General features: G+C 63.7%; 21 protein-coding genes and 1 pseudogene. 16 read left to right on the forward strand and 6 right to left on the reverse strand.

The features are described 5' to 3' along the window. The first annotated feature begins 50 nt into the window (after nucleotides 1-50). The 5 genes from metB to SK1NUM_RS11245 all read left to right on the forward strand — a co-directional run bounded on the left by metB (nucleotide 51) and on the right by SK1NUM_RS11245 (nucleotide 5119). Complete coding sequence (metB, locus tag SK1NUM_RS11225; RefSeq protein ID WP_212322018.1) at nucleotides 51-1208, forward strand: cystathionine gamma-synthase; 1158 nt, start codon at nucleotides 51-53, stop codon at nucleotides 1206-1208. A gap of 298 nt (nucleotides 1209-1506) precedes the next feature. Further along, a complete protein-coding gene (locus SK1NUM_RS11230; RefSeq protein ID WP_212322019.1) occupies nucleotides 1507-3612 on the forward strand; it encodes a pyruvate formate lyase family protein in 2106 nt (701 codons plus the stop codon). A gap of 34 nt (nucleotides 3613-3646) precedes the next feature. Beyond that, on the forward strand, nucleotides 3647-3898 hold the full coding sequence (gene grcA2, locus SK1NUM_RS15245) for an autonomous glycyl radical cofactor GrcA2 (RefSeq protein ID WP_212322020.1): 252 nt from the start codon (nucleotides 3647-3649) through the stop codon (nucleotides 3896-3898). Next, the gene (gene pflA, locus SK1NUM_RS11240) at nucleotides 3895-4815 is read left to right on the forward strand and encodes a pyruvate formate-lyase-activating protein (RefSeq protein WP_396020913.1); all 921 of its coding nucleotides are present in this window, start codon (nucleotides 3895-3897) and stop codon (nucleotides 4813-4815) included. The genes grcA2 and pflA overlap by 4 nt, the downstream gene beginning before the upstream one ends. Before the next feature lie 22 nt (nucleotides 4816-4837). Continuing rightward, nucleotides 4838-5119 carry a HigA family addiction module antitoxin gene (locus tag SK1NUM_RS11245; protein WP_212322021.1) on the forward strand — a complete coding sequence of 94 codons (282 nt, stop codon included), beginning with the start codon at nucleotides 4838-4840 and terminating at the stop codon, nucleotides 5117-5119. Nucleotides 5120-5150: 31 nt separating this feature from the next. Here SK1NUM_RS11245 and SK1NUM_RS11250 read toward each other — a convergent pair whose 3' ends face one another. Continuing rightward, a complete protein-coding gene (locus tag SK1NUM_RS11250; protein WP_223927536.1) occupies nucleotides 5151-5618 on the reverse strand; it encodes a helix-turn-helix domain-containing protein in 468 nt (155 codons plus the stop codon). Between the two features lie 837 nt (nucleotides 5619-6455). On the opposite strand from SK1NUM_RS11250, the gene SK1NUM_RS11255 reads away from it, so the two are divergent. The 11 genes and pseudogenes from SK1NUM_RS11255 to SK1NUM_RS11305 all read left to right on the forward strand — a co-directional run bounded on the left by SK1NUM_RS11255 (nucleotide 6456) and on the right by SK1NUM_RS11305 (nucleotide 17303). Continuing rightward, nucleotides 6456-6743 carry a BMC domain-containing protein gene (locus tag SK1NUM_RS11255; protein WP_212322022.1) on the forward strand — a complete coding sequence of 96 codons (288 nt, stop codon included), beginning with the start codon at nucleotides 6456-6458 and terminating at the stop codon, nucleotides 6741-6743. Nucleotides 6744-6772: 29 nt separating this feature from the next. Next, on the forward strand, nucleotides 6773-7429 hold the full coding sequence (locus tag SK1NUM_RS11260) for a hypothetical protein (RefSeq protein WP_212322023.1): 657 nt from the start codon (nucleotides 6773-6775) through the stop codon (nucleotides 7427-7429). A 114-nt stretch (nucleotides 7430-7543) separates the two neighbouring features. Further along, nucleotides 7544-8995, forward strand: a complete 1452-nt coding sequence (locus SK1NUM_RS11265; RefSeq protein ID WP_212322024.1) for an ethanolamine ammonia-lyase reactivating factor EutA — start codon at nucleotides 7544-7546, stop codon at nucleotides 8993-8995. Beyond that, entirely contained in the window at nucleotides 8995-10359 is a 1365-nt protein-coding gene (gene eutB / locus SK1NUM_RS11270; protein ID WP_212322025.1) for an ethanolamine ammonia-lyase subunit EutB, read from the forward strand. The genes SK1NUM_RS11265 and eutB overlap by 1 nt, the downstream gene beginning before the upstream one ends. A gap of 17 nt (nucleotides 10360-10376) precedes the next feature. Continuing rightward, the gene (eutC, locus tag SK1NUM_RS11275; RefSeq protein WP_212322026.1) at nucleotides 10377-11279 is read left to right on the forward strand and encodes an ethanolamine ammonia-lyase subunit EutC; all 903 of its coding nucleotides are present in this window, start codon (nucleotides 10377-10379) and stop codon (nucleotides 11277-11279) included. Between the two features lie 107 nt (nucleotides 11280-11386). Beyond that, the gene (locus tag SK1NUM_RS11280; protein WP_223927995.1) at nucleotides 11387-12058 is read left to right on the forward strand and encodes a GntR family transcriptional regulator; all 672 of its coding nucleotides are present in this window, start codon (nucleotides 11387-11389) and stop codon (nucleotides 12056-12058) included. Nucleotides 12059-12247: 189 nt separating this feature from the next. Beyond that, nucleotides 12248-13417: a protoporphyrinogen/coproporphyrinogen oxidase gene (locus SK1NUM_RS11285; protein ID WP_212322035.1), complete on the forward strand. Its 1170-nt coding sequence runs from the start codon at nucleotides 12248-12250 to the stop codon at nucleotides 13415-13417. Between the two features lie 54 nt (nucleotides 13418-13471). Next, nucleotides 13472-13615 (forward strand): hypothetical protein, encoded by a 144-nt coding sequence (locus tag SK1NUM_RS11290; protein ID WP_212322037.1) that lies wholly within the window; start codon nucleotides 13472-13474, stop codon nucleotides 13613-13615. A 75-nt stretch (nucleotides 13616-13690) separates the two neighbouring features. Further along, nucleotides 13691-14577, forward strand: a pseudogene (gene dapA, locus SK1NUM_RS11295) (4-hydroxy-tetrahydrodipicolinate synthase). An 8-nt stretch (nucleotides 14578-14585) separates the two neighbouring features. Further along, nucleotides 14586-16109 carry an alanine/glycine:cation symporter family protein gene (locus SK1NUM_RS11300; RefSeq protein ID WP_212322043.1) on the forward strand — a complete coding sequence of 508 codons (1524 nt, stop codon included), beginning with the start codon at nucleotides 14586-14588 and terminating at the stop codon, nucleotides 16107-16109. A gap of 24 nt (nucleotides 16110-16133) precedes the next feature. Beyond that, complete coding sequence (locus SK1NUM_RS11305; protein ID WP_212322045.1) at nucleotides 16134-17303, forward strand: iron-containing alcohol dehydrogenase; 1170 nt, start codon at nucleotides 16134-16136, stop codon at nucleotides 17301-17303. Between the two features lie 183 nt (nucleotides 17304-17486). On the opposite strand, the gene SK1NUM_RS11310 is transcribed toward SK1NUM_RS11305, so the two are convergent. From SK1NUM_RS11310 to SK1NUM_RS11330, 5 genes are all read right to left on the reverse strand, one after another. Next, nucleotides 17487-17909: a GNAT family N-acetyltransferase gene (locus SK1NUM_RS11310; protein WP_212322046.1), complete on the reverse strand. Its 423-nt coding sequence runs from the start codon at nucleotides 17907-17909 to the stop codon at nucleotides 17487-17489. Between the two features lie 101 nt (nucleotides 17910-18010). After that, nucleotides 18011-18805, reverse strand: coding sequence for an ABC transporter ATP-binding protein (locus tag SK1NUM_RS11315; RefSeq protein ID WP_212322048.1), 795 nt, complete (start codon nucleotides 18803-18805; stop codon nucleotides 18011-18013). Further along, nucleotides 18802-19602, reverse strand: coding sequence for an ATP-binding cassette domain-containing protein (locus SK1NUM_RS11320; protein WP_212322050.1), 801 nt, complete (start codon nucleotides 19600-19602; stop codon nucleotides 18802-18804). Before SK1NUM_RS11320 ends, SK1NUM_RS11315 begins: the two co-directional genes overlap by 4 nt. Next, nucleotides 19599-20369: an ABC transporter permease gene (locus SK1NUM_RS11325; protein WP_212322052.1), complete on the reverse strand. Its 771-nt coding sequence runs from the start codon at nucleotides 20367-20369 to the stop codon at nucleotides 19599-19601. Before SK1NUM_RS11325 ends, SK1NUM_RS11320 begins: the two co-directional genes overlap by 4 nt. After that, nucleotides 20366-21289: an ABC transporter permease gene (locus SK1NUM_RS11330; protein WP_212322054.1), complete on the reverse strand. Its 924-nt coding sequence runs from the start codon at nucleotides 21287-21289 to the stop codon at nucleotides 20366-20368. The genes SK1NUM_RS11325 and SK1NUM_RS11330 overlap by 4 nt, the downstream gene beginning before the upstream one ends. Nucleotides 21290-21305 lie beyond the last annotated feature (16 nt).

Here is a 21305-nt window from a genome sequence, read left to right on the forward strand (position 1 = left end):
CGGCTGTCTCATCCAGGCGGTAGGTTGAGGGGACGACCTCAGGAGGAGACATGGCAGATCTGGGACGCTGGACACGCGCGGTGCGCACGGGGATGGGCGCCGACCCGGCCGTCGGGGCTGTCGTGCCGCCGATCTATCTCAGCACCAACTACCTGTTCGACGGCATGGGCCAGCCGGGCGCGTACGACTATTCCCGTTCCAACAATCCCACCCGCGACCTCCTCAGCGATGCGCTCGCCACCTTGGAGGGCGGGGCGGGCGCGACGGCAGTCGGCACGGGTCTGGCCGCGATCACCCTGATCGCCGAGGCCTTCATCCCGGCGGGCGGGCGGGCTGTCGTGCAGCACGACGCCTACGGCGGCACGTGGCGGCTGTTCGCCTTCCTGGCGGAGCAGGGACGTTTCGACGTGGACTTCGTTGACTTCAACGATCCCGCAGCCTTCCAGGCAGCGCTCGGCCAGAACCCGGCGGTGGTGTGGATCGAGACGCCCTCGAACCCGCTGCTGCGCATCACCGACATCGCCGCCGCTTCAGCGGCAGCCCACGATGCCGGGGCGCTGGTGGTGGCTGACAACACGTTCCTCTCTCCACTGTTGCAGCGTCCTCTGGAGCACGGGGCGGACCTGGTGGTGCACTCCACCACGAAGTTCCTGAACGGGCATTCCGATGTGGTGGGCGGCGCGGTGATCGCCGCCACCCAGGAGCAGCACGAGCGGCTGCGGCTGTGGGGCAATGCCCTCGGCCTGACCGCCGGGGCTTTCGATTCCTACCTGGCGCTGCGTGGCATCCGCACTCTCGATGCCCGGCTCCGCGTCCACCAGGAGAACGCCGCCGTTCTCGTCGAGGTGTTGCGCACGCATCCCGCCGTAGCACGTCTCTACTATCCGGGCCTGCCGGAACATCCGGGCCATGAGGTCGCGGCCCGGCAGCAGAGCGGCTTCGGGTCGCTTATCAGCCTGGAGTTGCACGGCGGCGTCCAAGCGGCGGAGCGATTTCTCGACGGGCTGCTGATCTTCCACCTGGCGGAGTCTCTGGGCGGGGTCGAGTCGTTGATCTGCCACCCTGACTCCATGACGCACGCCGGTATGTCGCCCGAGGCCCGGGCGACGGCGGGGATCACCGGCGGGCTATTGCGGATGAGCGTCGGCGTTGAGTCCGCGGACGATCTGGCGACTGTCGTCTCGGAGGCCCTGGAACGGGCCTCCTGACCGGCACAGACGCACAATCTTCCAATCCCGAAGACCCCGTTTATGTCATGGGGTGGTAGCGGCATTTGGAGGAAAAGCGCACCTGAATCATGCGCCATGCGATCCGCAGCCAGCCTGAGCGTGGATGTGCCCCACTAGCCCAATCTCTCGTGGCGGGACTCTGGCCGTCGCCGCTATATCACGCGGCTAGAATGGGCCCGTCGAACGTGAACCAGCCCACCGTCGTGCCCCTTCCAGACGGCCCGGTCGTGCAGCCGTCTTGGTCGGGGCCGGGTGGACGCAGTTGAGGAAGGGATCTATGACGACCATCGCCGAGCCCGAAGTCAGCCCCATCCGCACCGATCCCTGGGAGGGTTTCGTTCCAGGGCCATGGCAGGAAGCCATTGACGTACGGGACTTCGTCCAGCGCAACTACACCCCCTACACCGGTGACGCCTCTTTCCTGGCAGGTCCCACCGCCAAGACGCTCCGGGTGTGGGACACCTTGGAGCAGGACTACCTGTCAGTGGAGCGTGCCCGCCGAGTCTATGACGTCGACACCGAGACGCCAGCGGACATCGACGCCTTCGCACCGGGCCACATCAGTGCCGACGACGATGTGATCGTCGGCTTGCAGACCGACACCCCACTGAAACGCGCGATGATGCCCAACGGCGGGTGGCGCATGGTGGAGACCGCCATCCGCGAGGCCGGCAAAGAGCCCAACCAGGACGTCAAGGACATCTTCACGAAGTACCGCAAGACACACAACGAGGCAGTCTTCGACATCTACACCCCCCGGATCCGCGCCGCCCGCTCGTCGCACATCATCACGGGCCTGCCCGACGCCTACGGCCGTGGCCGCATCATCGGCGACTACCGGCGCGTGGCGCTGTATGGCGTGGACAAGCTGATCGAGTTCAAGCAGGCCGACAAGGCGGCCGTCGACTCAGCGCCCTTCTCGGAGCACTGGGCACGATTCCGCGAGGAGCATGCTGAGCAGATCAAGGCGCTGAAGAAACTCAAGGCGATGGCCGCCAGCTACGGCTTCGACATCTCCGGCCCAGCGCGCAACGCCAAGGAGGCCGTACAGTGGACGTATTTCGGCTACCTGGCCTCAGTGAAGTCGCAGGACGGCGCCGCGATGAGCATCGGACGGCTCTCCGCATTCTTCGACTGCTACTTCGAACGTGACTTCGCCGACGGCGTGCTCACCGAGGAGGACGCCCAGGAGATCATCGACGCCCTGGTCATCAAGCTGCGGATCGTGCGGTTCCTGCGCACCATCGAGTACGACCAGATCTTCTCCGGCGATCCGTACTGGGCCACCTGGTCTGACGCCGGCATCGGCGAGGACGGGCGTTCGCTGGTCACCAAGACCTCATTCCGCCTGCTGCAGACGCTGCGCAACCTGGGTCCTGCCCCCGAGCCGAACATCACGATCTTCTGGGACCCGAAGCTGCCGGAGGGCTACAAGGAGTTCTGCGCGGCAATCTCCATCGAGACCTCGTCGGTGCAGTACGAGGCCGACGAGCAGATCCGCTCCCACTGGGGTGACGACGCGGCCATCGCCTGCTGCGTCTCCCCGATGCGGGTCGGCAAGCAGATGCAGTTCTTCGGTGCCCGCATGAACGCCGCCAAAACCCTGCTGTACGCCATCAACGGCGGCCGCGACGAGATGAGCGGCAAGCTCATCGTCCCCGACCACGAAGGGGTGGCCGGTGATGGCCCCCTCGACTTCGATGACGTGTGGATGCGATACGAGAAGATGCTCGACTGGGTGGCAGCCACCTACGTCGAGGCCCTTAACATCATCCACTACTGCCATGACCGCTATGCCTACGAGTCAATCGAGATGGCACTGCACGACTCCGACATCCTGCGCACCCTGGGCTGCGGCATCGCCGGATTGTCGATCGTGGCGGACTCGTTGTCGGCCATCAAGTACGCCACGGTGACCCCTGTGCGTGATGAAACGGGGCTGGTCATCGACTACATCACCGAGGGCGACTTCCCCACCTACGGCAATGACGACGACCGGGCCGATGACATCGCCGCCGCCGTCGTGCACACGGTGATGAGCAAGATCAAGGAGATCCCGCTGTACCGGGATGCGATACCGACGCAGTCGGTGCTGACAATCACCTCAAACGTGGTCTACGGCAAGGCGACGGGCTCGTTCCCCTCCGGCCACCAGGCGGGCACCCCCTTCGCGCCGGGCGCCAACCCCGAGAACGGCATCGACAACCACGGCATGCTGGCCTCGATGCTGTCGGTGGGCAAGCTCGACTACGACGATGCCCTGGACGGCATCTCACTGACCAACACCATCACACCCTCCGCCCTTGGCCGCACCAAGGATGAGCAGGTAGACAACCTGGTAGGCATCCTCGACGCGGGTTTCGTGCCCGAGGGTTGCTGCTGAACCACCATCCCAGTCAGAAGGAAGCAGGAAAGAAATGGCAGTCAAGACCTTTGACGAACGCGTGGCAGACATGAAGGCAGCCCGCGAGGCCCGCGGCGATGCCCCCGGGCTGTTCCACGCCAACATCAACGTGCTGAACCGTGAGACCCTTGAGGACGCCATGGAGAATCCGGAGAAGTACCCGAGCCTGACGGTGCGTGTCTCCGGCTATGCCGTGAACTTCGTGAAGCTCACCAAGGAGCAGCAGCGCGACGTCCTCTCCCGGACCTTCCACCAGGGTTCGTGACGACCTCACTCGATTCGGCGGCGGGGGTGCGTGTCGCTCCCGTCGCCGACGGTGTGTCCGGGGAGTTCCGCGTCGCCCCCGTCGACTTGGAGATGCCACGGCTGCGGCCCGGTGGCGCGGGCACCGCTGGCATCGATATCACTGACGACTTGGACCGTCACGAGCATCTCGAACTGGTGCGGGCCGGTGAACTGGCGTCGATGCACTCCTGGGAGCTGGTGACAGGCGTCGATGGGCCTGGCACCCGGATGACGGTGTTCCTCTCAGGTTGTCCGCTGCGCTGCCTGTACTGCCACAACCCGGACACGATGTTCGCCGCCAAGGGCCAGCCGGTGCGCCTCGGCGACCTGGTGGGACGCCTGAAACGGTATCGCTCGATCTTCCGCGCCACCAAGGGAGGGCTGACGGTCTCCGGGGGCGAACCGTTGATGCAGCCCGCGTTCGTCAGGCGGCTGCTGGGCGAGGCGAAGCAGATGGGCATCCACACCGCCATCGACACCTCCGGTTTCCTGGGTGCGAACGCCTCCGACGAGCTGCTCGACAACCTTGACTTGGTGCTCCTCGACATCAAGTCAGGCATCCCCGAGGTCTACCGGAAGACCACCGGCAGAGACCTGAAACCGACCATCGACTTCGCCCGGCGCCTGAGCGAGCGCGGCACTGAGGAGGCGTGGATCAGGTTCGTGCTGGTCCCGGGCCTCACCGACGCCGTCGAGAACGTGGAGGCCGTCGCCGACATCGTCGAGCAGATCCGCGTGGTGTCGCGGGTCGAGGTGCTGCCGTTCCACCAGATGGGGCGTGACAAATGGGCCACCATGGGCCTGCCCTATAAACTCTCGGAGACCACGCCGCCATCGAAGGAGCTGACGGAACGGGTCCGCGAGCAGTTCCGCGCCCGAGGGCTGACCACCTACTGAGAAAAGTCTGCGAGGAGCCTTGATGAATAACCCGGTGCATCCCGGAGAAGTCCTGCGGGAAGACGTCATCCGCGAACTGGGACTCAGCGTTGAAGAAGCCGCTTCGCGGCTGGGGGTATCTCGTGTGACGCTCAGCCGTGTGCTGCACGGCCATGCGGGTATCAGCTCCAATCTAGCCATCCGTTTGGAGGCGGCGGGTGCCGGTACCGCCCGTTCGTGGCTCGCCATGCAGATGGCCTACGACCTGGCCGCCGCACAGTCCACCGCCCCACCGGTGGTCCGCCGACTGGATGAGGTCGCCTGAGAGGTCCTGTGGAAAGCCGGATGTATATCTCTCATAGCGGCACCGCCTCGGCCAGGGCCTGCGGCATGAGTTCTTCTGCGCGGGTGTCATCGACGATGTCTGCCCGGAATCCGGTCAGGCGCTCGATCTCATCGGATAAGAGGGCGAGGGCTAGCAGGTCGGTGCCTGGTCCAGCGGTCACCATAAGGTCGATGTCGCTCCTGAAGTGATCCTCGCCACGCGCCGCAGAGCCAAAAACCCTGAGCCGGCTAAATCCAAGGCGGGATGCCACGTCCCGGATTGATGACGCCTGCTCACTCAGCGGTACAGCGGGGCGGTAGTCCGCAGCCTGCAACACGCGCTCAAGCATGTCGCCGGAGACGCCGCGCGACCCGGTCTCCATCTGCGCCAGGCTCGCCTGCTGGATTCCGGCACGGCAAGCCAGCTCCTCCTGCGTGAGACCGGCGTCAGCGCGGGCGGATCGGATTAGCTGCGCCGCCCGGGAAGTATCAAACCTCACTCCTCAACGATATAGCAGGCCCGCTATACGCAGGCCCACCAGCCTGCTGCAACGTCATGGCTGCGGCCTGGCCGAGTACCACACACAAGCACCACACCTTGGGGCTGCGACCTATGACAGAAACTGACACCGGACATCAAACACCACGACCGGACCCCAGATCACATCCCGCGTAAATCCAGCAGAGGACCCAGTGCCGCGTATCGTTCGCTGGTGTTCTCCGGCCCCGGATGCGGCGCCTCGCCTCGTTCACCTTACGGTACGACCCGGTAGTGTTTCACTCGGCTGTCTTGGCACAGCATCCGCCCGGAGCAGTCTCCCGCTGAACCTCCGATACACGACACTTGGCCAGGCAAGTCCCGGAAGCCGTTCCATACCCGAGGGCTGCCCACCTGGTGAGCAGACGGCCTGAATCTATTGCGGGGTTCTGTGATCACATGTTACGTTTGAAATCCCCGCAAGGCCGTATCTACGGCAAACGAACTCAAAGGAGAGCTGTGATGTGCTGCGCCCAATTCCTCTCCCCGCCCAGCGCCAGCCACACGATTTATTCAGGCCACCAAGCCAGTTGCTGCCTGAGCCGAGGAGCGTCCCCGGCTCGGGCTTAAGCTGCTGATCCGGCCCAGTTCCTGGCTTCAATGGTTTGTGAAACCGGCCGCAGAGACGCCAGGAAGCTCACCTCGCCGTCTGCCATGACGCCGCTCCGCTGACGCGGCTGAAACCACGTCGTGACACCGGCCGATCCCCAGCAGAGTGCTGCCTGTGTCGCTGGCGACCCATAGAGACAATGGCAATAACCAAACCCTGATACATCACCCACACCAAGGAGTAACCAAGATGTCAGATTCCAGCATGGCCGCGCTCGGCATGGTCGAGACCAAGGGCCTCATCGGATCCATCGAAGCCGCTGACGCGATGGTCAAAGCCGCCAATGTCAGGCTAATCGGCAAGGAACAGATCGGCGCCGGCTACGTCACCGTCATGGTGAGAGGCGACGTTGGCGCTGTGAAGGCCGCCACGGACGCGGGTGCGTCTGCCGCCGCCCGGGTCGGTGAGCTGGTTTCTGTGCACGTGATTCCCCGCCCGCACAGTGAGGTCGGACTGATCCTGCCCCACCACGACTGACGACGCCCAGGGCCAGAAGGAAGCCGACAATGGACGTGTCCGGAATCCAGCTACGTGCGCTCTGCCACCTTGACCGGCTGCAGCCACAGTTCGCGGCTTTCGTCGGCGCGGTATCCGACGGCTCCCCGCCGGTAGAGGGGATGAGCGTCCTCTACATCGAGTTGTCGCCGAGCAATTGGGTATTTCCCGTCGTCGACCGGGTGCTGAAGTCGGTGGCAGTGGTGCCGGGCGCACAACAGGTTGAACGGCAGTATGGGATGTTCGAGGTGCACTCGGCCTCCCAGGCTGAGGTGCTGCGCGCCGCCGAGGTGGCGCTGGAGGCGATCGGCCTGCCGGAGACCGATCGGTATGCGCCGCGGGTGGTTTCCGAGCAGGTCATAACGAACATTCACCCGAACCAGGCGCAGGTGCTGAATCGTTTCAACCGCGGCACGATGATTGAGGCTGGACAGACCATGCTGGTGCTTGAGGTGGAGCCCGCCGCGTACGTCTGCCTGGCCGCCAACGAGGCCGAGAAGGCAGCCCCCGTCTTCTTGAACCACCTGGAATCGGTGGGCATGTTCGGCCGGATGTGGTTGTCGGGAACGGAAGCGGAAATCGCAGCCGCCCGCGAGGCTGCCCTGACCGCCCTGTCCTCCGTTGCAGGCCGGCCAGCTCAGGCCCTAGAAGGAAAGGAATATGGCTAGTTGTCTCCCCTATCGCTTCAACCATCGGGATACGGTCATCCCCACGCACGTCATCATGGCATCGCGACCATCCCCACGCACGTCATCATGGCATCGCGACGGGGCTGATCTGATATGAGTGGCACTGACACGATATTGAGCGTCGGCATCGACGTCGGCACCTCAACCACTCAGCTGGTGTTCAGCCGCCTGACTGTCGAGAACATCGCAAACGTCTTCTCGATCCCCCGGATAACGATCGTCGACAAGCAGATCCTGCGCCGTAGCGATATCCACATCACCCCGCTGCTCGATCCGCGGACCATCGACACAGACGCACTGAGACGACTCGTCATCGATGAATATGCCAAGGCCGGTCTGGCTCCCGATGACATCGGCACCGGGGTCGCGATCATCACCGGCGAGACGGCTCGCGCCGAGAACGCCGAGCAGGTGTTGGCTGCTCTCAGCACGCTTGCAGGGGATTTTGTGGTCTCGACTGCCGGCCCGCACCTGGAGTCAGTCCTCGCGGCCCGAGGAGCGGGGCTGGACACCTACTCGGAGCACACCAGCGCCATCGTCGCGAACCTGGACATCGGAGGGGGCACGACGAACATCGCGGCCTACCGCCAGGGACAGCTGCTGGGCACGAGCTGCATCGACATCGGCGGACGCCTGCTGCGGGTTACCGACGGACACATCACCTATATCTCGCACCAGCTTGCCCGGCTAGCCAGGCATCACGGGATCGCCGTGGCCGTCGGGGACCGGGCCGACATCACCCGGTTGCGCAGCCTCACCCAGGTCATGGCACGCCAGCTTGCCATGGCGATCGGCCTTATGGACCGCGATGAGATCCACGAGGTGCTGTACACCAACCAGGGGCGGCCGCTGTCGAAGGACCTGGTTCCGGGTGACATCAGTTTCTCAGGCGGCATCGCCGACCTCATCAGCAGCACCGAGTCCAGCGATCCCTTCCGTTTCGGCGACATCGGGGTTCTGCTCGGCCAAGCTATAGCCGAGGATCCAGCTTTCAAACGTGTGACAAGGCATCAGGGGACCGAAACCATCGGGGCCACCGTCGTCGGGGCCGGAGTTCACACCACGGAGCTGTCCGGCTCCACAGTCGAGTTCTCGGTTTCCTCACTGCCGATCCGCAATGTGCCGATCATCACGGTCCCGGAAGAGGCGGAAAACGATCCAGAACGCCTACCCCAGGTGATCAAAGATCTGCTGCACGCCCTCAACCCGGACGACCCCACCCAGAGTGTCGCGATCTCCTTGCGTGGCCGGGGGCTGAATTCATTCGTGGCGGTGCAGGAACTGGCAGGCGCAATCATCAAAGGCGCCAGCGAGATTTTAGAAGGCCAGCATCCCCTGGTGGTGGTGCTCGAATCGGACCGCGCCAAAGTGCTCGGGCAGTCGCTGGCCGTACAGCGTGGTCGCAGGGAAGACGTCATCTGCATCGACTCGGTGCAGACCGGCGGCGGCGACTACATCGACATCGGCAAGCCTGTCGGGGCGGGGCGAGCTGTGCCGGTTGTCGTGAAAACCCTGGTCTTCAATGACCGACCCGAAGGAGAGTAATGAAGCTAAGCACCACCCTCGACGGGGTAACTTACCGGTTCACCGGGATTCCGGATGTACTAGCCAAGGCAAACGAGCCCAAGGCAGCTGACAGGCTGCAGGGAATCGCGGCGCAGAGCGCAAGCGAACGTGTCGCGGCGAAAATAGTGTTGTCAGAACTCACCGTGGGAGACCTGACCGAGAATCCGGTCATCCCTTATGAGGAAGACGAGGTGACGCGCGTCAACTGGGATGGGTTGAACCAGCCTGGTTATCAGTCGGTGAAGAATATGACCATCGGCGAATTACGCGAGTGGATTCTCGACCACAAGACCACTCCGGACGTGCTGAAACGCTCAGCCCGCAACTTCACCGGTGAGGTGGCGGCCGCCGTCGCCAAGCTGATGACAGCTATGGATCTGGTGTATGGAGCCTCCCGCATCCACTACACGACGCAGTGCAACACCGAGATTGGCCAGCCCGGCACCATCGCCTACCGGGCGCAGCCGAACTCCACCACCGACGACCCGGAAAGCATCATCGTGAGCCTGGCCGAAGGGCTCAGCTTCGGTTGCGGCGACGCTTGTTTCGGTATCAATCCCGTCAATGATGACCCGACCAACACCAAGCGCATAGCCGAGGCCGTCTGGGAGTTCAAGGAGCGCAACGAGGTCCCGACCCAGGTGGTTGTGCTGTCGCATATCACCACCCAGATGGAAGCGATCCGCCGCGGGGCTCCCCTGTCGATGATCTTCCAGTCGATCGCCGGCACCCAGGACACCAACGACGATTTCGGCGTGAACCGCGCCCTCATCGAGGAGGCCTACGAACTGGCCAAGCAGTATGGGCAGTGCCAGGGAGCGAACCTCCTGTACTTCGAGACCGGACAGGGCTCGGAGGTCTCGGTCGGCCGGGATCACGGCGCCGACGAGATGACGCTCGAGGCCCGCACCTACGGGTTCGGACGCTTCTTCCGTCCCTTCATGGTCAACAATGTGACCGGCTTCATCGGTCCCGAGACCATCTACGACGGCAAGGAGATGATCAGGGCGAATCTTGAGGATCATTTCATGGGCAAGATGCTGGGTCTGCCCATGGGCATGGCCCCGTGCTGGACCAACCACACCTCCATCACGATGGATGATCAGCAGCAGGCCACCATGCTGCTGGCGATGGCAGGTTCCACCTATTACATCGGGGTTCCCTGCGCCGACGACGTGATGCTCGCCTACCAGGACACGAGCTACCACGACAACGCGGCGCTTCGCGAACTGCTCGGCAGGACCGCAGCTCCGGAGTTCCATCGCTGGATGGTCTCTCGCGGCCTCTGCGATGAGAGTGGCGTGCTGACCGAACGGGCCGGCGACGGCTCCATGTTCCTATGAGTTGAGTGAGGATAACCATGAGCATTGAGCAGAGCCAGCAGTTTGAAGAGATCGTGCGCCGGGTGATCGCAGAACTCGGTGTGCGCCCTGCGTCCGATGCGCCTCAGCAGGCCGCCACACCAGAGCCACGCCGAGGGCAGCAGGAACAGGAAGCGGAGGCGGAGATCCCGGATATCCGGGCCGTCGACTACCGGCAGGTCTACCGGGTACCGGATCCGGCGAATCCAGACGAGTTCGCGCGGCTGAAGGCCCGCACCTGGGCCAGGCTTGGCCAGGGCCGGACCGGACCGCGATACACCACGGCAGCGCAACTGCGTTTCTGGGCGGATCAGGCCGCAGCCATGGATGCGGTGTTCACGGATGTGGCGTCCGACTGGCTGGAGCACGCCGGGTTGTTCACAGTGCAGACCAAGTGCAGGTCAAAGGACGAGTACCTGACCAACCCGGAGCTTGGCGCCCAGTTTGACGACGCCGTCATAGCCGAGATCAAGCAGCGTTGCCAGTCCAAGCCTGAGGTGCAGGTCTTCGTGGCCGATGGTCTTTCATCGACCTCGGTGGAGGCCAACGTCGCGGAGTTGTTGCCGGCGCTGGACCAGGGCCTGAAGCTGCACGGCCTGACGATGGGAACCCCATTCTTCGTGAAATACGGCCGGGTGCGTTCCATGGAACCGATCTCCGAGGCACTCGGCGCAACTGTCACCTGCGTGCTGCTCGGGGAACGTCCGGGACTGGCCAGTGCGGAGTCGCTGTCGGCCTACCTGGCCTACCAGGCAAAGGTGGGGATGTCGGAGGCGGAGCGGACCTGTGTCTCCAACATCCACAGCTCCGGTTCGAATCCAATCGAGGCTGGCGCCCACCTAGCAGATCTGATTGCTGCGATGATCAAGCAGAAGACCTCGGGAATCCATCTAGAGCTATGACCGGGGAAGGGCGACGCCCCCAGGCAGAGCATGTGCGGTACGACATGTCAAGACCTCTGGTTCGTCAAAGAGTGGCTGTCTGCAATAAAATGCCCCCCGTGGCATTGATGAAGCTGGAACCTGCCCAGCGTGTTGGAGACCAGGCGTTCGATGCCATTCACGATGCGATCATGACTGGCGAGTATCGAGCGGGGCAACGGCTCCAGATCCGCCAGCTCGCTGAGAAGCTGGGCACCAGCGTCATGCCGGTGCGGGAGGCAATCAAGCGGCTGGAGGAGCTCAGCCTCGTGGAGACCTTCCCACACCGCAGCGCCGTCGTGAAACGTTTCACCCGGGACGAGCTCCTCCAGCTGTATGCGGTCCGCCGCATCCTGGAGGTTGAGGCGACACGGCTGGGGGCACCCGCTGTGCCCACCAAGGACATCCAGGCGCTCCGCAAGCTTCATAGCCGCCTGGCCTCAGCCTTGGCCCGGGGGAATGCCATCGAGTATCTGGAGTTCGACGAGAAACTGCTCGCCAGCGTGTATCTCTGCTCCGGCAACACGGTGCTGCTGGATACGATCCGCAGGCTGTGGCAGCGGTGCCGTTCGTACAAGATCGTGGGTGTCAGGCGGCAGATCGAATCCGGCCAGACCGACATCCTGTTGTCTTACCAAGAAGAGCTGATCAACGCTGTCGCCGCTGGCGACGTGGACCGGGCGGAACAGATAACGGCGGATTCCCTGGACGCCGCCACTGAGCGGATCCGGGCCGCCCTGCCAGATGAGGGAGCCGATTAGGCCGGCTGAAGGATCCAAGAAGATCATCAGGAGCTGACCGCTCGCGCAGCCAATTGCACGAGCGGTCAGCTTTTTATTCACCTCTTAGTTTTTATTCACCCCTTGCGTGATCTGTGATCAAATGTTACGTTGTCAGAAATCACGATGCTTGGCCTGGATTGGTCGTTCGTACTCAAAGGAGAGACGTCAGTGAAGGATGTAATCGTTGTCGGAGCTGGCCTTGCCGGATTGTCTGCTGCCTGGCGGATGCGCCACTGGGACACACTGGTTCTGGAAGCCGACTCCCGCGTGGGTGGCCGGATACGCTCCGAGCGGCGTGGTCAGTACTGGCTGAACTGGGGAGGGCACGTGTTCGCAGGCCCGGGCAGTTCAACGGACTCGCTGCTGAACGAGGTCGGGGTCTTAGCCGTCGCGGTGCCGGGTTCCCTTCAAGGCCTTCAGATGAATGGGAAGTTCATCCGGAAGGGGCACATCGCCACCTATCCGTTCCGCATCCCGATGTCGTTCAAGGCCCGGCTTGCCACCCTGCTCACCGGCATCAAGGTAGTCAGCGGCGTGGCCCGCTACACCGCCGTCGTGCGGCAGCGCCCTGGGGAGTCCGGTCCGATGCGGCAGCAGCGAGTTTACGATTTCGACAACGAGCGTTCGTTCCTCGACTTCATCAAGGACCAGCCCGAGGATGCCGCAGCCCTGTTCAAGACGACGGTGACACGTTCCGCCGGGGATATGGACCAGATCTCGGCCGGGTCGGGCATCGGGTATTTCAGTTTGGTGCTCGGTATCGGACAGGGCCTGAACCGGGCCATCGTGGGCGGCCCGTCGACCCTCACCGAGTCCGTCGCGGTGGCTCTCGGGGACACCGTCCAGCTCGGCGCCAGGGTTCACGAGGTGGTTCACCGGAAGAACTCAGTGCTCGTGCGCTACGAGCAGGACGGCCAGGACCACGAGGCCGAGGCCCGGGCAGTCATCCTGGCGACAACCGCCGATGTCTCACACCAGATCGCCGTTGATCTCCCGTATGACCTGAACGAGGCCCTGGGCAAGGTCCAGTACGGGCCCCACGTGAGCACAGCCTTCCTCACCAACGAGACAACCCGTCAGCGCTGGGACGACGTCTACGCGATCGCGGCTCCGAAGCGGTCGTTCGCCATCTGCCTGAACCATGCAAGCGTGATCCGCAGCCAGGAGAAGGAACGCCAGCCAGGCGGCTCCATCATGTGCTTCTCCCCCGCCAGCCTTGGACGGGCTCTCTTCGACAAGAGCAACGAGGAGGTCATCGCGACACATCTGGCGGATCTTGAGGAAGTCCTGCGGCCAGGTTTCTCCGACATGGTTGTGGAGGCCCGGGCCGAGCGCTGAAAGTCCGCCTCGCCGTACTGCTTCCCAGGCCGCTCCAAGCTCCAGCCCACGCTGATGCGGGGCGCCAGCCGCGTCCTACTGGCCGGTGACTTCCTGGGCACCCTCTACACCGAAAGCGCCATCACTTCGGGGTTCGCGGCGGCAACGAATGCCGCCAGCATCCTCGCCACCGAGCGCCAGACCCACCACAACGCCTGACGCAGGGCGTCTCACCCAATCCCCTCTGCCCCAAATCCTTTCTGCGCACCGCTGTTTCACTTTTCTAGGAGAATGATGTCCAAGCACTTGTCCGGCGTCCTCACCGCCCTGGCCACCCCCTTCGACTCCAGTGAGAGCATCGACGCCGACCTCCTCAGAGCAGTCGTCGAACGCTCCGTCTCAGCCGGGGTCGGCGGCGTCGTGGCCTGCGGTTCGACTGGAGAGGTCGGCACCATGTCCTCCGATGAGCGGCGCAGGGTCGTCGACATCGTCGTGGAGCAGACCGCGGGCCGGGTGCCGGTCATCGCCCAGACGGGCGCCACCTCGACTGCCGAGGCCATCCGGCTGTCGCAGGCGGCGCAGTCCTCGGGGGCCGATGTGCTGATGCTGGTCACGCCTTTCTATGAGGCAGTCACCGTCGAGGAGACGGTCGCGTATCTGAAGGATGTCGCGGCATCGGTCGATCTGCCGGTGATGCTCTACAACATCCCGTCGGCCACCGGGGTGAATCTGGATCCCGCGCTGGTGCGGCGGCTCGCCACCGAGATCGACAACGTCAAGTACATCAAGGATTCCAGCGCGAACTTCGAGCAGGCACTTGAGCTGATCCATTACCACAGCGACGTCATCGGCACATTCATCGGCTGGGACGTCTACCTGTACAGCGCCCTGGTCGAGGGGCGGCCGGCATCATGGCCGGCGCTGCGAACGTCGTCCCGGAGGAGCTGGTCGAGGTCGCTGCCCTGATCAAGGAGAACAAGCTCGATGAGGCCCTGGCGAAGTGGAAGCGGGTCTATCCCGTCATCGATCTCCTGATCACGACGGCCTTCATCCCCGGCGTGAAAGCCGGGCTGGAGTTACAGGGTCAGCCGGCCGGGACGCCACGCCGACCACTGGCGCCCTACCCGGCCGATGATGTCGCCCGTCTGCGCGATGCCCTGGCACGCCTCAAACAGGGTTAGGCACATCAATGATCCCTCTGGACATCACCTCAGACACTCAGGCGATAGCGGACTTCATCTGGAATCCGATGGCGTATGTGGTTCTCGGCCTGGGACTGGCCTACACGATCGGCACCAAGGCTGTGCAGTTCCGGCGGGTCCCGGACATGGTCCGCCAGCTGCGTGACTCGACTGGCGGCGACGGCGGCATGTCGTCATTCCAGGCCCTGGCCATGGCCCTCGCGAGCCGCGTCGGTGTGGGTTCCATCGCGGGTGTTGCCACCGCGATCGGCGGTGGCGGCCCGGGCGCCTTGCTGTGGATGGCTGTCACCGGCCTGCTGGGCTGCACCGTCGGCTACGCAGAGGCCTGCCTGTCCCAGACGTTCAAACGCCAGGTCGAGGACGAAGATCTGAAACGGGCCAAGGAGGATATCGGCGGTATGCCGTATTACATCCGGTACGGCCTGAACTGGCCCAAGGTGGGAGCGCTCATCGCGGTCCTGGGTGTCGTCGGCTATGGCCTGGTGTTCCCCGGCCTCCAGGTCAGTACCATCGCCAGCAGCTGGAGTCGGGCTTTTGGGTTGCCGTCCTGGGGGCCTGCGGTCGTCGTGACCGGCCTGGTCGCGATGGTGATCTTCGGTGGCACCGTCCGGCTGGTCAAGGTGACCCAGGTGCTGGTGCCGCTGCTGGCCTTCGGCTATCTGGGCCTGGCGCTGGCGGTCATCGGCATCAACTATGCCCAGATTCCCAGCGCCATCAGTCTGATAGTCCGCTCGGCCTTCGGCATGGAGCCGCTGCTGGCGGGCATCGCGGGGGCTGCTGTCGCCTGGGGCGTCCGGCGTGCGGTGTTCGCCTCGTCGAACGGACTGGGTGAGGCCACCTTCTCCGCGGCTGGCGCGCGCACGTCGCATCCGGGCAAGCAGGGCCTGGTGCAGACCTTCAGCGTCTACATCGACATCCTGCTGATCTGCATGGCCAGTGGGCTCATGATGGTGGTCTCGGGCAAATTCAACGTGACCAACCCCGACGGTGGTTTCTTCATCGAGAACCTGCCGGGTGTGGCCGTCGGGCCGAACTGGGTGCAGGAGTCCATCAACACCTTGGCTCCCGGCTGGGGTCCGGCCTTCGTGGCAGTGGCGGTGCTGATGTTCGGTTTCGCCTGCCTGCTGGCCTATTTCTACGTCGCCAACACCAACCTGTTGTACCTGCTGGATGGGCGCAAGGGCAAAGGCCTGAAACTCGGTCTGAAGCTCGGCACCATGGCGATCGTCTTCACCGGCTCGATCATCAGCGCCGATTTCGTGTGGGCTGTCGGCGATATCGGGCTCGGCCTGATCGCCTGGGTCAACCTGTTCTGCCTGGTGTTCCTGTTCAAGATCGTCCGCACGGTCTGGAAGGATTACGAGGAGCAGGCCAGGGCAGGGCTGGATCCGCACTTCGACCCGGTCAAGCTCGGGATCAAGAATGCCGACTTCTGGCTGGTCAAACACGACTGGGGTTCCCGTCAGGAAAGTGAAAGCAACGAGAACCAGCCAAAGCCCACAACAAACTAACCCTCACGTCAGAAAGAGATTCCGATGTTCACCGTAGACACCTACACCCCGACTCGCGTCATCTTCGGTGCCGGGCGGCTCGAGGAACTCGCCTCAGTGGAGCTACCGGGGACCAAAGCCCTGATCTGCGTCACAGCCGATGGCCTGATGGAGAAAATCGGCGTTCAGCAGCGGGTCCTCGATCTGCTGGCCAAGAACAACGTCGAGGCCGCGATCTTCAGCGACATCACACCCAACCCGAACCGGGAGACCGTGATGGCAGCGGCAGCTCTTGCCGAACGAGAGGGCTGTGACTTCTTCATCGGGCTGGGTGGCGGCTCCAGCATCGACGTGGCGAAGGCGACTGCGATCATCGCCAAGAATGGCGGTGACCTGTGGGATTACGCCGAGGTCGGCAGCGGCGGGCGCAAACCCGTCCAGGTCGCAGCACCCATCATCACCATCGCCACCACCTGCGGCACCGGCACCGAGACAGACCAGTACTGCGTCATCACCAAGGAGGAGACCGCCGAGAAGATCGATTTCACCATGGACGCGTTATTCCCGACGCTGTCTATCATCGATCCCGAATTAATGGTTTCACTGCCCAAGAACCAGACGATGTTCCAGGGCTTCGACGCTTTCTTCCACAACGCGGAATGCTATATCACCAACAACAACCAGAACCGCCTGCTGGACCTGTTCACCATTGATGGTTTCACCACTGTCTACCAGTGGCTGCCCAAAGCGCTGGAGAATGGCTCCAACCTGGAGGCGCGCACGAATATGGCCTATGGCGCAAACATTCTGGGTGGATATGCGATGGCGCACTGCTTCGTCACGACCCATCACATCATCGGCCAGGCCATGGGTGGGGTATTCCCCAAGGTTCCGCACGGCGCCACCTTGATCCTGATCGCGAAAGAGTTCTACCGGCTCTGGGCACCCAAGTTCCCCGAATTCTTCGACGCGATGGGCAAGCTGCTCGGGGTGGAACCCGACCCAGCGCAGCCCGGAACCGGTTTCTCCCGGGCCGTCGAACAGCTGATGGAGGTCACGGGAGCCAGCGACCTGAAGATGTCGGACTTCGGCATCGACCCGGCGGAGTTCCAGAGGATCGCCGACAACACAGTCGACGTCATCGGGATCGACTGGGATCGCTATGTGATGTCCAAGGAGGAGATCGTGCAGCTGCTGGAGAAATCCTACCGCTAAGCCGTCGAAGAAATGTAAGTCGTCAAAGCAATGCGTTGTCTCTTTGCCGGATTCTGGCAAAGAGACAACGTTTTTCATGGAATATTTCACACCGGCCACCGGTTGCGCATTCACCAGAAGCTGGGATCTCTGTCCAGGACACCGAGGAACTGAGAAGTTTCCAGACCTGACGCCGGTGGTCTCTCAGACCTGGAAGCGGGCGAAGGCCCGGCCGGGTGCCGGTCCCAGGGCGTGTAGCTCTGTGAATCCCAGGGACTCGTAGAAGGCGCGCTGCCGGGGTGAGGCGTCGGTCATCAGGACGTGCTGGCGCACTCTGGCGTACGGCTCGAAGACCATTTCGACGAGACACCGGCCGATGCCACACCGATGTACTTCAGGCCGCACCAGCACATCCTGCAGATAGGCAATCGTGGCACCATCTGAGATGATCCGGGCCAGCCCGATCAACCGTTCGCCCTCGTAGGCGGTCACCACCCGCGATGATCCTTTCAGCGCCCGGCGCAGCATCTCCGGCTCACGGGTATAGGCAGTCCATCCGACGGAGTCATACAAGCTGACCAATTCGTCAAGCTCTGGTATCTGGTCAATGTGGATGACGACGTCCATATCCCCCTGCTTTCGTGCTGATGGTCCATGCGGCTCAGGGCACAGATCCGGCCTATCCCGTCCATCGCTGACTGCTGCTGAGCATGGTGCGATAAATGATTTCAGTCCCGCCATTCGGCCTCCCCCCAGGGAAAGCGCGGGACGCTCTCAACGAGCCGCTGGGTGGCTGGCGCAGTGGGCGAGTCGATCACCCGCTGCGCGGTGCCCTGCTCGACGATCTGCCCATCTTCCATGACACAGATCTCATCCGCGACTTCCTTGGCCAGCCCCAGGTCATGGGTTATGAACAGCATCGAAAACTGCCATTTCCTCTGCAGTTCTCCAAGCAATCGAGTGATCTCATCCTGCATCGACACGTCGAGTGCGGAGACTACCTCGTCAGCGACCAGGAGCCGGGGCTCCGCCAGCAGGGCACGAGCCAGTGCGGCCCGCTGCAGTTGGCCTCCAGACAGCTGACCAGGATGACGCGACAGGTGCGCCTCCTCAAGGCCGACATCGGCAAGCAGCCGGCGCACCTTCACCACTGCCGAGGCTGCGTCAAGCCGGTGGATGCGGCAAGCCACCGGCAGCAGGCTTTGCCGCAGACTCAGGTGGGGCGCGAAGGACGCGAACGGGTCCTGGAAAACCAGTTGGAATGCCGGCCGGAGCGGACGCCAGGACCGTCCGCGGCGCCGTACCAGGTCAGTGCCGCACTCATCAAGGACCCGGCCGGAGTCAGGCCGAATCAGACCGACGCAGATCTTGCCCAGCGTGCTCTTCCCGCACCCGGATTGCCCCACCAGCGCGAGCGTGTGGTCAGCCACCAGCTCCAGACTGACTCGATCAACAGCCTGCACTTGGCCGCCACCACGGCGGAATGCCTTGCTGACGGCGTCGAGGGCTAGCACGGCTGTCATCGTGGCCGGACCTTCCTGGTTCCGGCGAGGAGCCTCTTGGTGACCTCGCTGACCGGATGGCCGAAGACCTCATCGAGGCTGCCGCTCTCCACAATGGTCCCGGAACTCACGACCATGACGTGAGTGCACAGACGGGCAGTCAGCGCCAGGTCATGGGAGACGTAGAGCAGTGCCCTGCCGCGTCCCCGGCTGAGCTCATCAATCAGCCCAATACATTCGGCTTGCCGCACCATGTCGAGGGCTGTCGTGGGTTCGTCGGCCACCACGATCGGCTGGCTGCCGCACAGGCTCATAGCGAGCATGACGCGTTGCCGCATACCACCCGAAAGCTGGTGTGGATACGCCTGGAGGACCTTCGCGCCCTGGGGTAGCCCGACCCTCCCCAGCCATTCCTGGGCCAGATCCCGAAGCTCTGCGCGGGGCCGCTTCTCGTGCAGCTGGAGGGCCTTGGCCAACTGAATCCCAATACTTTCGTATGGGTTGAGCGACTGCATCGAGTCCTGCCACAGCAAGGCCAGTTTCGACGTCACCAGGCGATGGCGTTCCGCGGGCGGCAGGGACAGGACGTCCTTGCCGTTCAGCGATACCGTGCCGCTCACTTCTATGGCAGCGGGGGTGAAGCCGGTGAGTGCCTTCAAGATCATGCTCTTCCCAGAGCCCGACGGGCCGACGATGCCGAGACGTTGGGTGGACCTGAGATCAAAGTCGACGCCATGCAGGATTGGTCTCGGGCGCGGCGCAGCGGCCGAGGCTGTGAGGTTCTTGACCTGAAGGATTATCCGCTCTGGTGCGTTCATGATCGTGCCGGGTCGAAGACGATGTGGAAAAACGATGCCAGCAGCAAGATGCCAGCGGCCGGGGTGAGGATCAGCATCGGATTGTCCGTCTGGGACCGGTAGGTGTAGAGCATGGTGCCCCAGTCTGGTGTCGTCGTATCGAGGCCCAGACCGATGAAGGCTAGTCCCGCGTAGGACAGCACCGCACCTGATGCGGTCGCGCCGAAATAGCTGGACAACGGTGATTTGATGGCCGGCAGCACATGTGTGGCCAAGATGGTGTGAGCCGGGGAGCCAAGCAGTAGCTCCACCTGCACGTAGTCACGGGAACGGACCGTACGGGTCAATGCCCGTACCTGGTTCACATAGGGTCCGGCTCCGAACAACCCAAGCACCATTCCGGCGGTCAGTGGCGTCAGGCCGGCCACCGAGGTGACGATCAACGCGGCGACGAAGCTTGGGATCACCATCGTCAGATCGGTGATCGTCATGATCACGGCGTCAAGCCAGCCGCCCCGGTATCCGGCCGCCAGCCCGCAGGGAAGCCCGATGAGCAGGCTGGTCACACAGGTTGCGGCGACCACGACCAGGGTGCGCCAGTAACCTGCCGCGGTCAGCGCCCACAGGTCGCGGCCCAGCTGGTCAGTGCCGAGGGGATGAGCTTGGCTGGGGCCGGTGAGGACATTGACCAGGTCCACTTGCATCGGGTCAGCGTGCGGCAGGCAGCTGGCGATGGTCACCGCGGCGACGACCACGATGATCAACAGGACCTGGACGCGGCGGCTCATCGTGACCTCGGATCCAGCCGGTTCAGGACAAGGCCCAGGACGACGCGGGTGGCGAACATCCACAGCACCAGCACCATGAGATAGGACTGCACCACGGTGTAGTCACGCGAGGAGATGCTGCTTATCAGATAGGTGCTGATGCCGGGTACCGCGAAGACGTATTCAACGACAGCCGTGCCGCCGATGACCCAGGCCATCTTGGCGATCACTGCGCTCACCAGTCCGTAGACAACAGGACGCCAGGCATCGCGCCACAGGACCTGCGAGCGGGTGAAACCGCGGGAGACCGCCGCCGTGACGTATGGTTCCGCCGCCTGTTGTTCAGCGTGCGCATAGGCTATCCGGGAAAGCTGGCCGAGCGAGTAGAGCCCGACGACGAGCATCGGCGCCACCACAGCCCGTTCCGGGGGCAGCCTGTAGAACGGTATCCATCTCAGTTTCACCCCGAGCACGGCGATGATCAGCGTGCACACCAGGAAGCTGGGAACGGCCTGCCCAGCTATGGCCAGCACCCGGGTCAGCCCATCCCACAGGCCACCGCGAGTGTAGGCCAGCATGCCGAGCGGATAGGACAGGATGAATGCCAGCGTCACCCCGCCCAGGCCGATCGCCAGCGACGCCGGCAGCCGGCTCAGGAACTCCGCGCTCACCTGCGTCCCGGACGAGATGGACTCGCCCCAGTCGCCGGTGAGGAAACCGGTGATCCACCGCAGGTATTGACCAGTCAACGGCCCGTCCAGGCCCCATCGTCTGCTCAATGCCTCAAGGGCCTCTGGGGTGACCGGCTGGCCGTGGGTCTCCAGGTAGACCTGCATCGGGGTCCTGGGCAGGGCCCGGGTGACGATGAAGATGACGACGCTCGCCAGGAGAGCCAGACCCACCTGGCGGGCCACGCCACTGATGCCGCGGAAGCGGGTCACTGGCCGTGGCCTTTCA

The sequence above is a fragment of the Arachnia rubra genome, from assembly GCF_019973735.1.
Taxonomy (GTDB): Bacteria; Actinomycetota; Actinomycetes; order Propionibacteriales; family Propionibacteriaceae; genus Arachnia; species Arachnia rubra.

Excerpts from the sequence above, each read along its gene's own strand:
- eutC (WP_212322026.1), top strand. The coding sequence starts at position 10,377 with ATGAGCATTGAGCAGAGCCAGCAGTTTGAAGAGATCGTGCGCCGGGTG.
- SK1NUM_RS11255 (WP_212322022.1), top strand. The coding sequence starts at position 6,456 with ATGTCAGATTCCAGCATGGCCGCGCTCGGCATGGTCGAGACCAAGGGC.
- SK1NUM_RS11320 (WP_212322050.1), bottom strand. The coding sequence starts at position 19,602 with ATGAACGCACCAGAGCGGATAATCCTTCAGGTCAAGAACCTCACAGCC.
- SK1NUM_RS11280 (WP_223927995.1), top strand. The coding sequence starts at position 11,387 with ATGAAGCTGGAACCTGCCCAGCGTGTTGGAGACCAGGCGTTCGATGCC.
- SK1NUM_RS11290 (WP_212322037.1), top strand. The coding sequence starts at position 13,472 with ATGCGGGGCGCCAGCCGCGTCCTACTGGCCGGTGACTTCCTGGGCACC.
- SK1NUM_RS11230 (WP_212322019.1), top strand. The coding sequence starts at position 1,507 with ATGACGACCATCGCCGAGCCCGAAGTCAGCCCCATCCGCACCGATCCC.
- SK1NUM_RS11260 (WP_212322023.1), top strand. The coding sequence starts at position 6,773 with ATGGACGTGTCCGGAATCCAGCTACGTGCGCTCTGCCACCTTGACCGG.
- SK1NUM_RS11315 (WP_212322048.1), bottom strand. The coding sequence starts at position 18,805 with ATGACAGCCGTGCTAGCCCTCGACGCCGTCAGCAAGGCATTCCGCCGT.
- SK1NUM_RS11265 (WP_212322024.1), top strand. The coding sequence starts at position 7,544 with ATGAGTGGCACTGACACGATATTGAGCGTCGGCATCGACGTCGGCACC.
- SK1NUM_RS11325 (WP_212322052.1), bottom strand. The coding sequence starts at position 20,369 with ATGAGCCGCCGCGTCCAGGTCCTGTTGATCATCGTGGTCGTCGCCGCG.
- SK1NUM_RS11300 (WP_212322043.1), top strand. The coding sequence starts at position 14,586 with ATGATCCCTCTGGACATCACCTCAGACACTCAGGCGATAGCGGACTTC.
- eutB (WP_212322025.1), top strand. The coding sequence starts at position 8,995 with ATGAAGCTAAGCACCACCCTCGACGGGGTAACTTACCGGTTCACCGGG.
- grcA2 (WP_212322020.1), top strand. The coding sequence starts at position 3,647 with ATGGCAGTCAAGACCTTTGACGAACGCGTGGCAGACATGAAGGCAGCC.
- SK1NUM_RS11310 (WP_212322046.1), bottom strand. The coding sequence starts at position 17,909 with ATGGACGTCGTCATCCACATTGACCAGATACCAGAGCTTGACGAATTG.
- metB (WP_212322018.1), top strand. The coding sequence starts at position 51 with ATGGCAGATCTGGGACGCTGGACACGCGCGGTGCGCACGGGGATGGGC.
- SK1NUM_RS11305 (WP_212322045.1), top strand. The coding sequence starts at position 16,134 with ATGTTCACCGTAGACACCTACACCCCGACTCGCGTCATCTTCGGTGCC.
- SK1NUM_RS11245 (WP_212322021.1), top strand. The coding sequence starts at position 4,838 with ATGAATAACCCGGTGCATCCCGGAGAAGTCCTGCGGGAAGACGTCATC.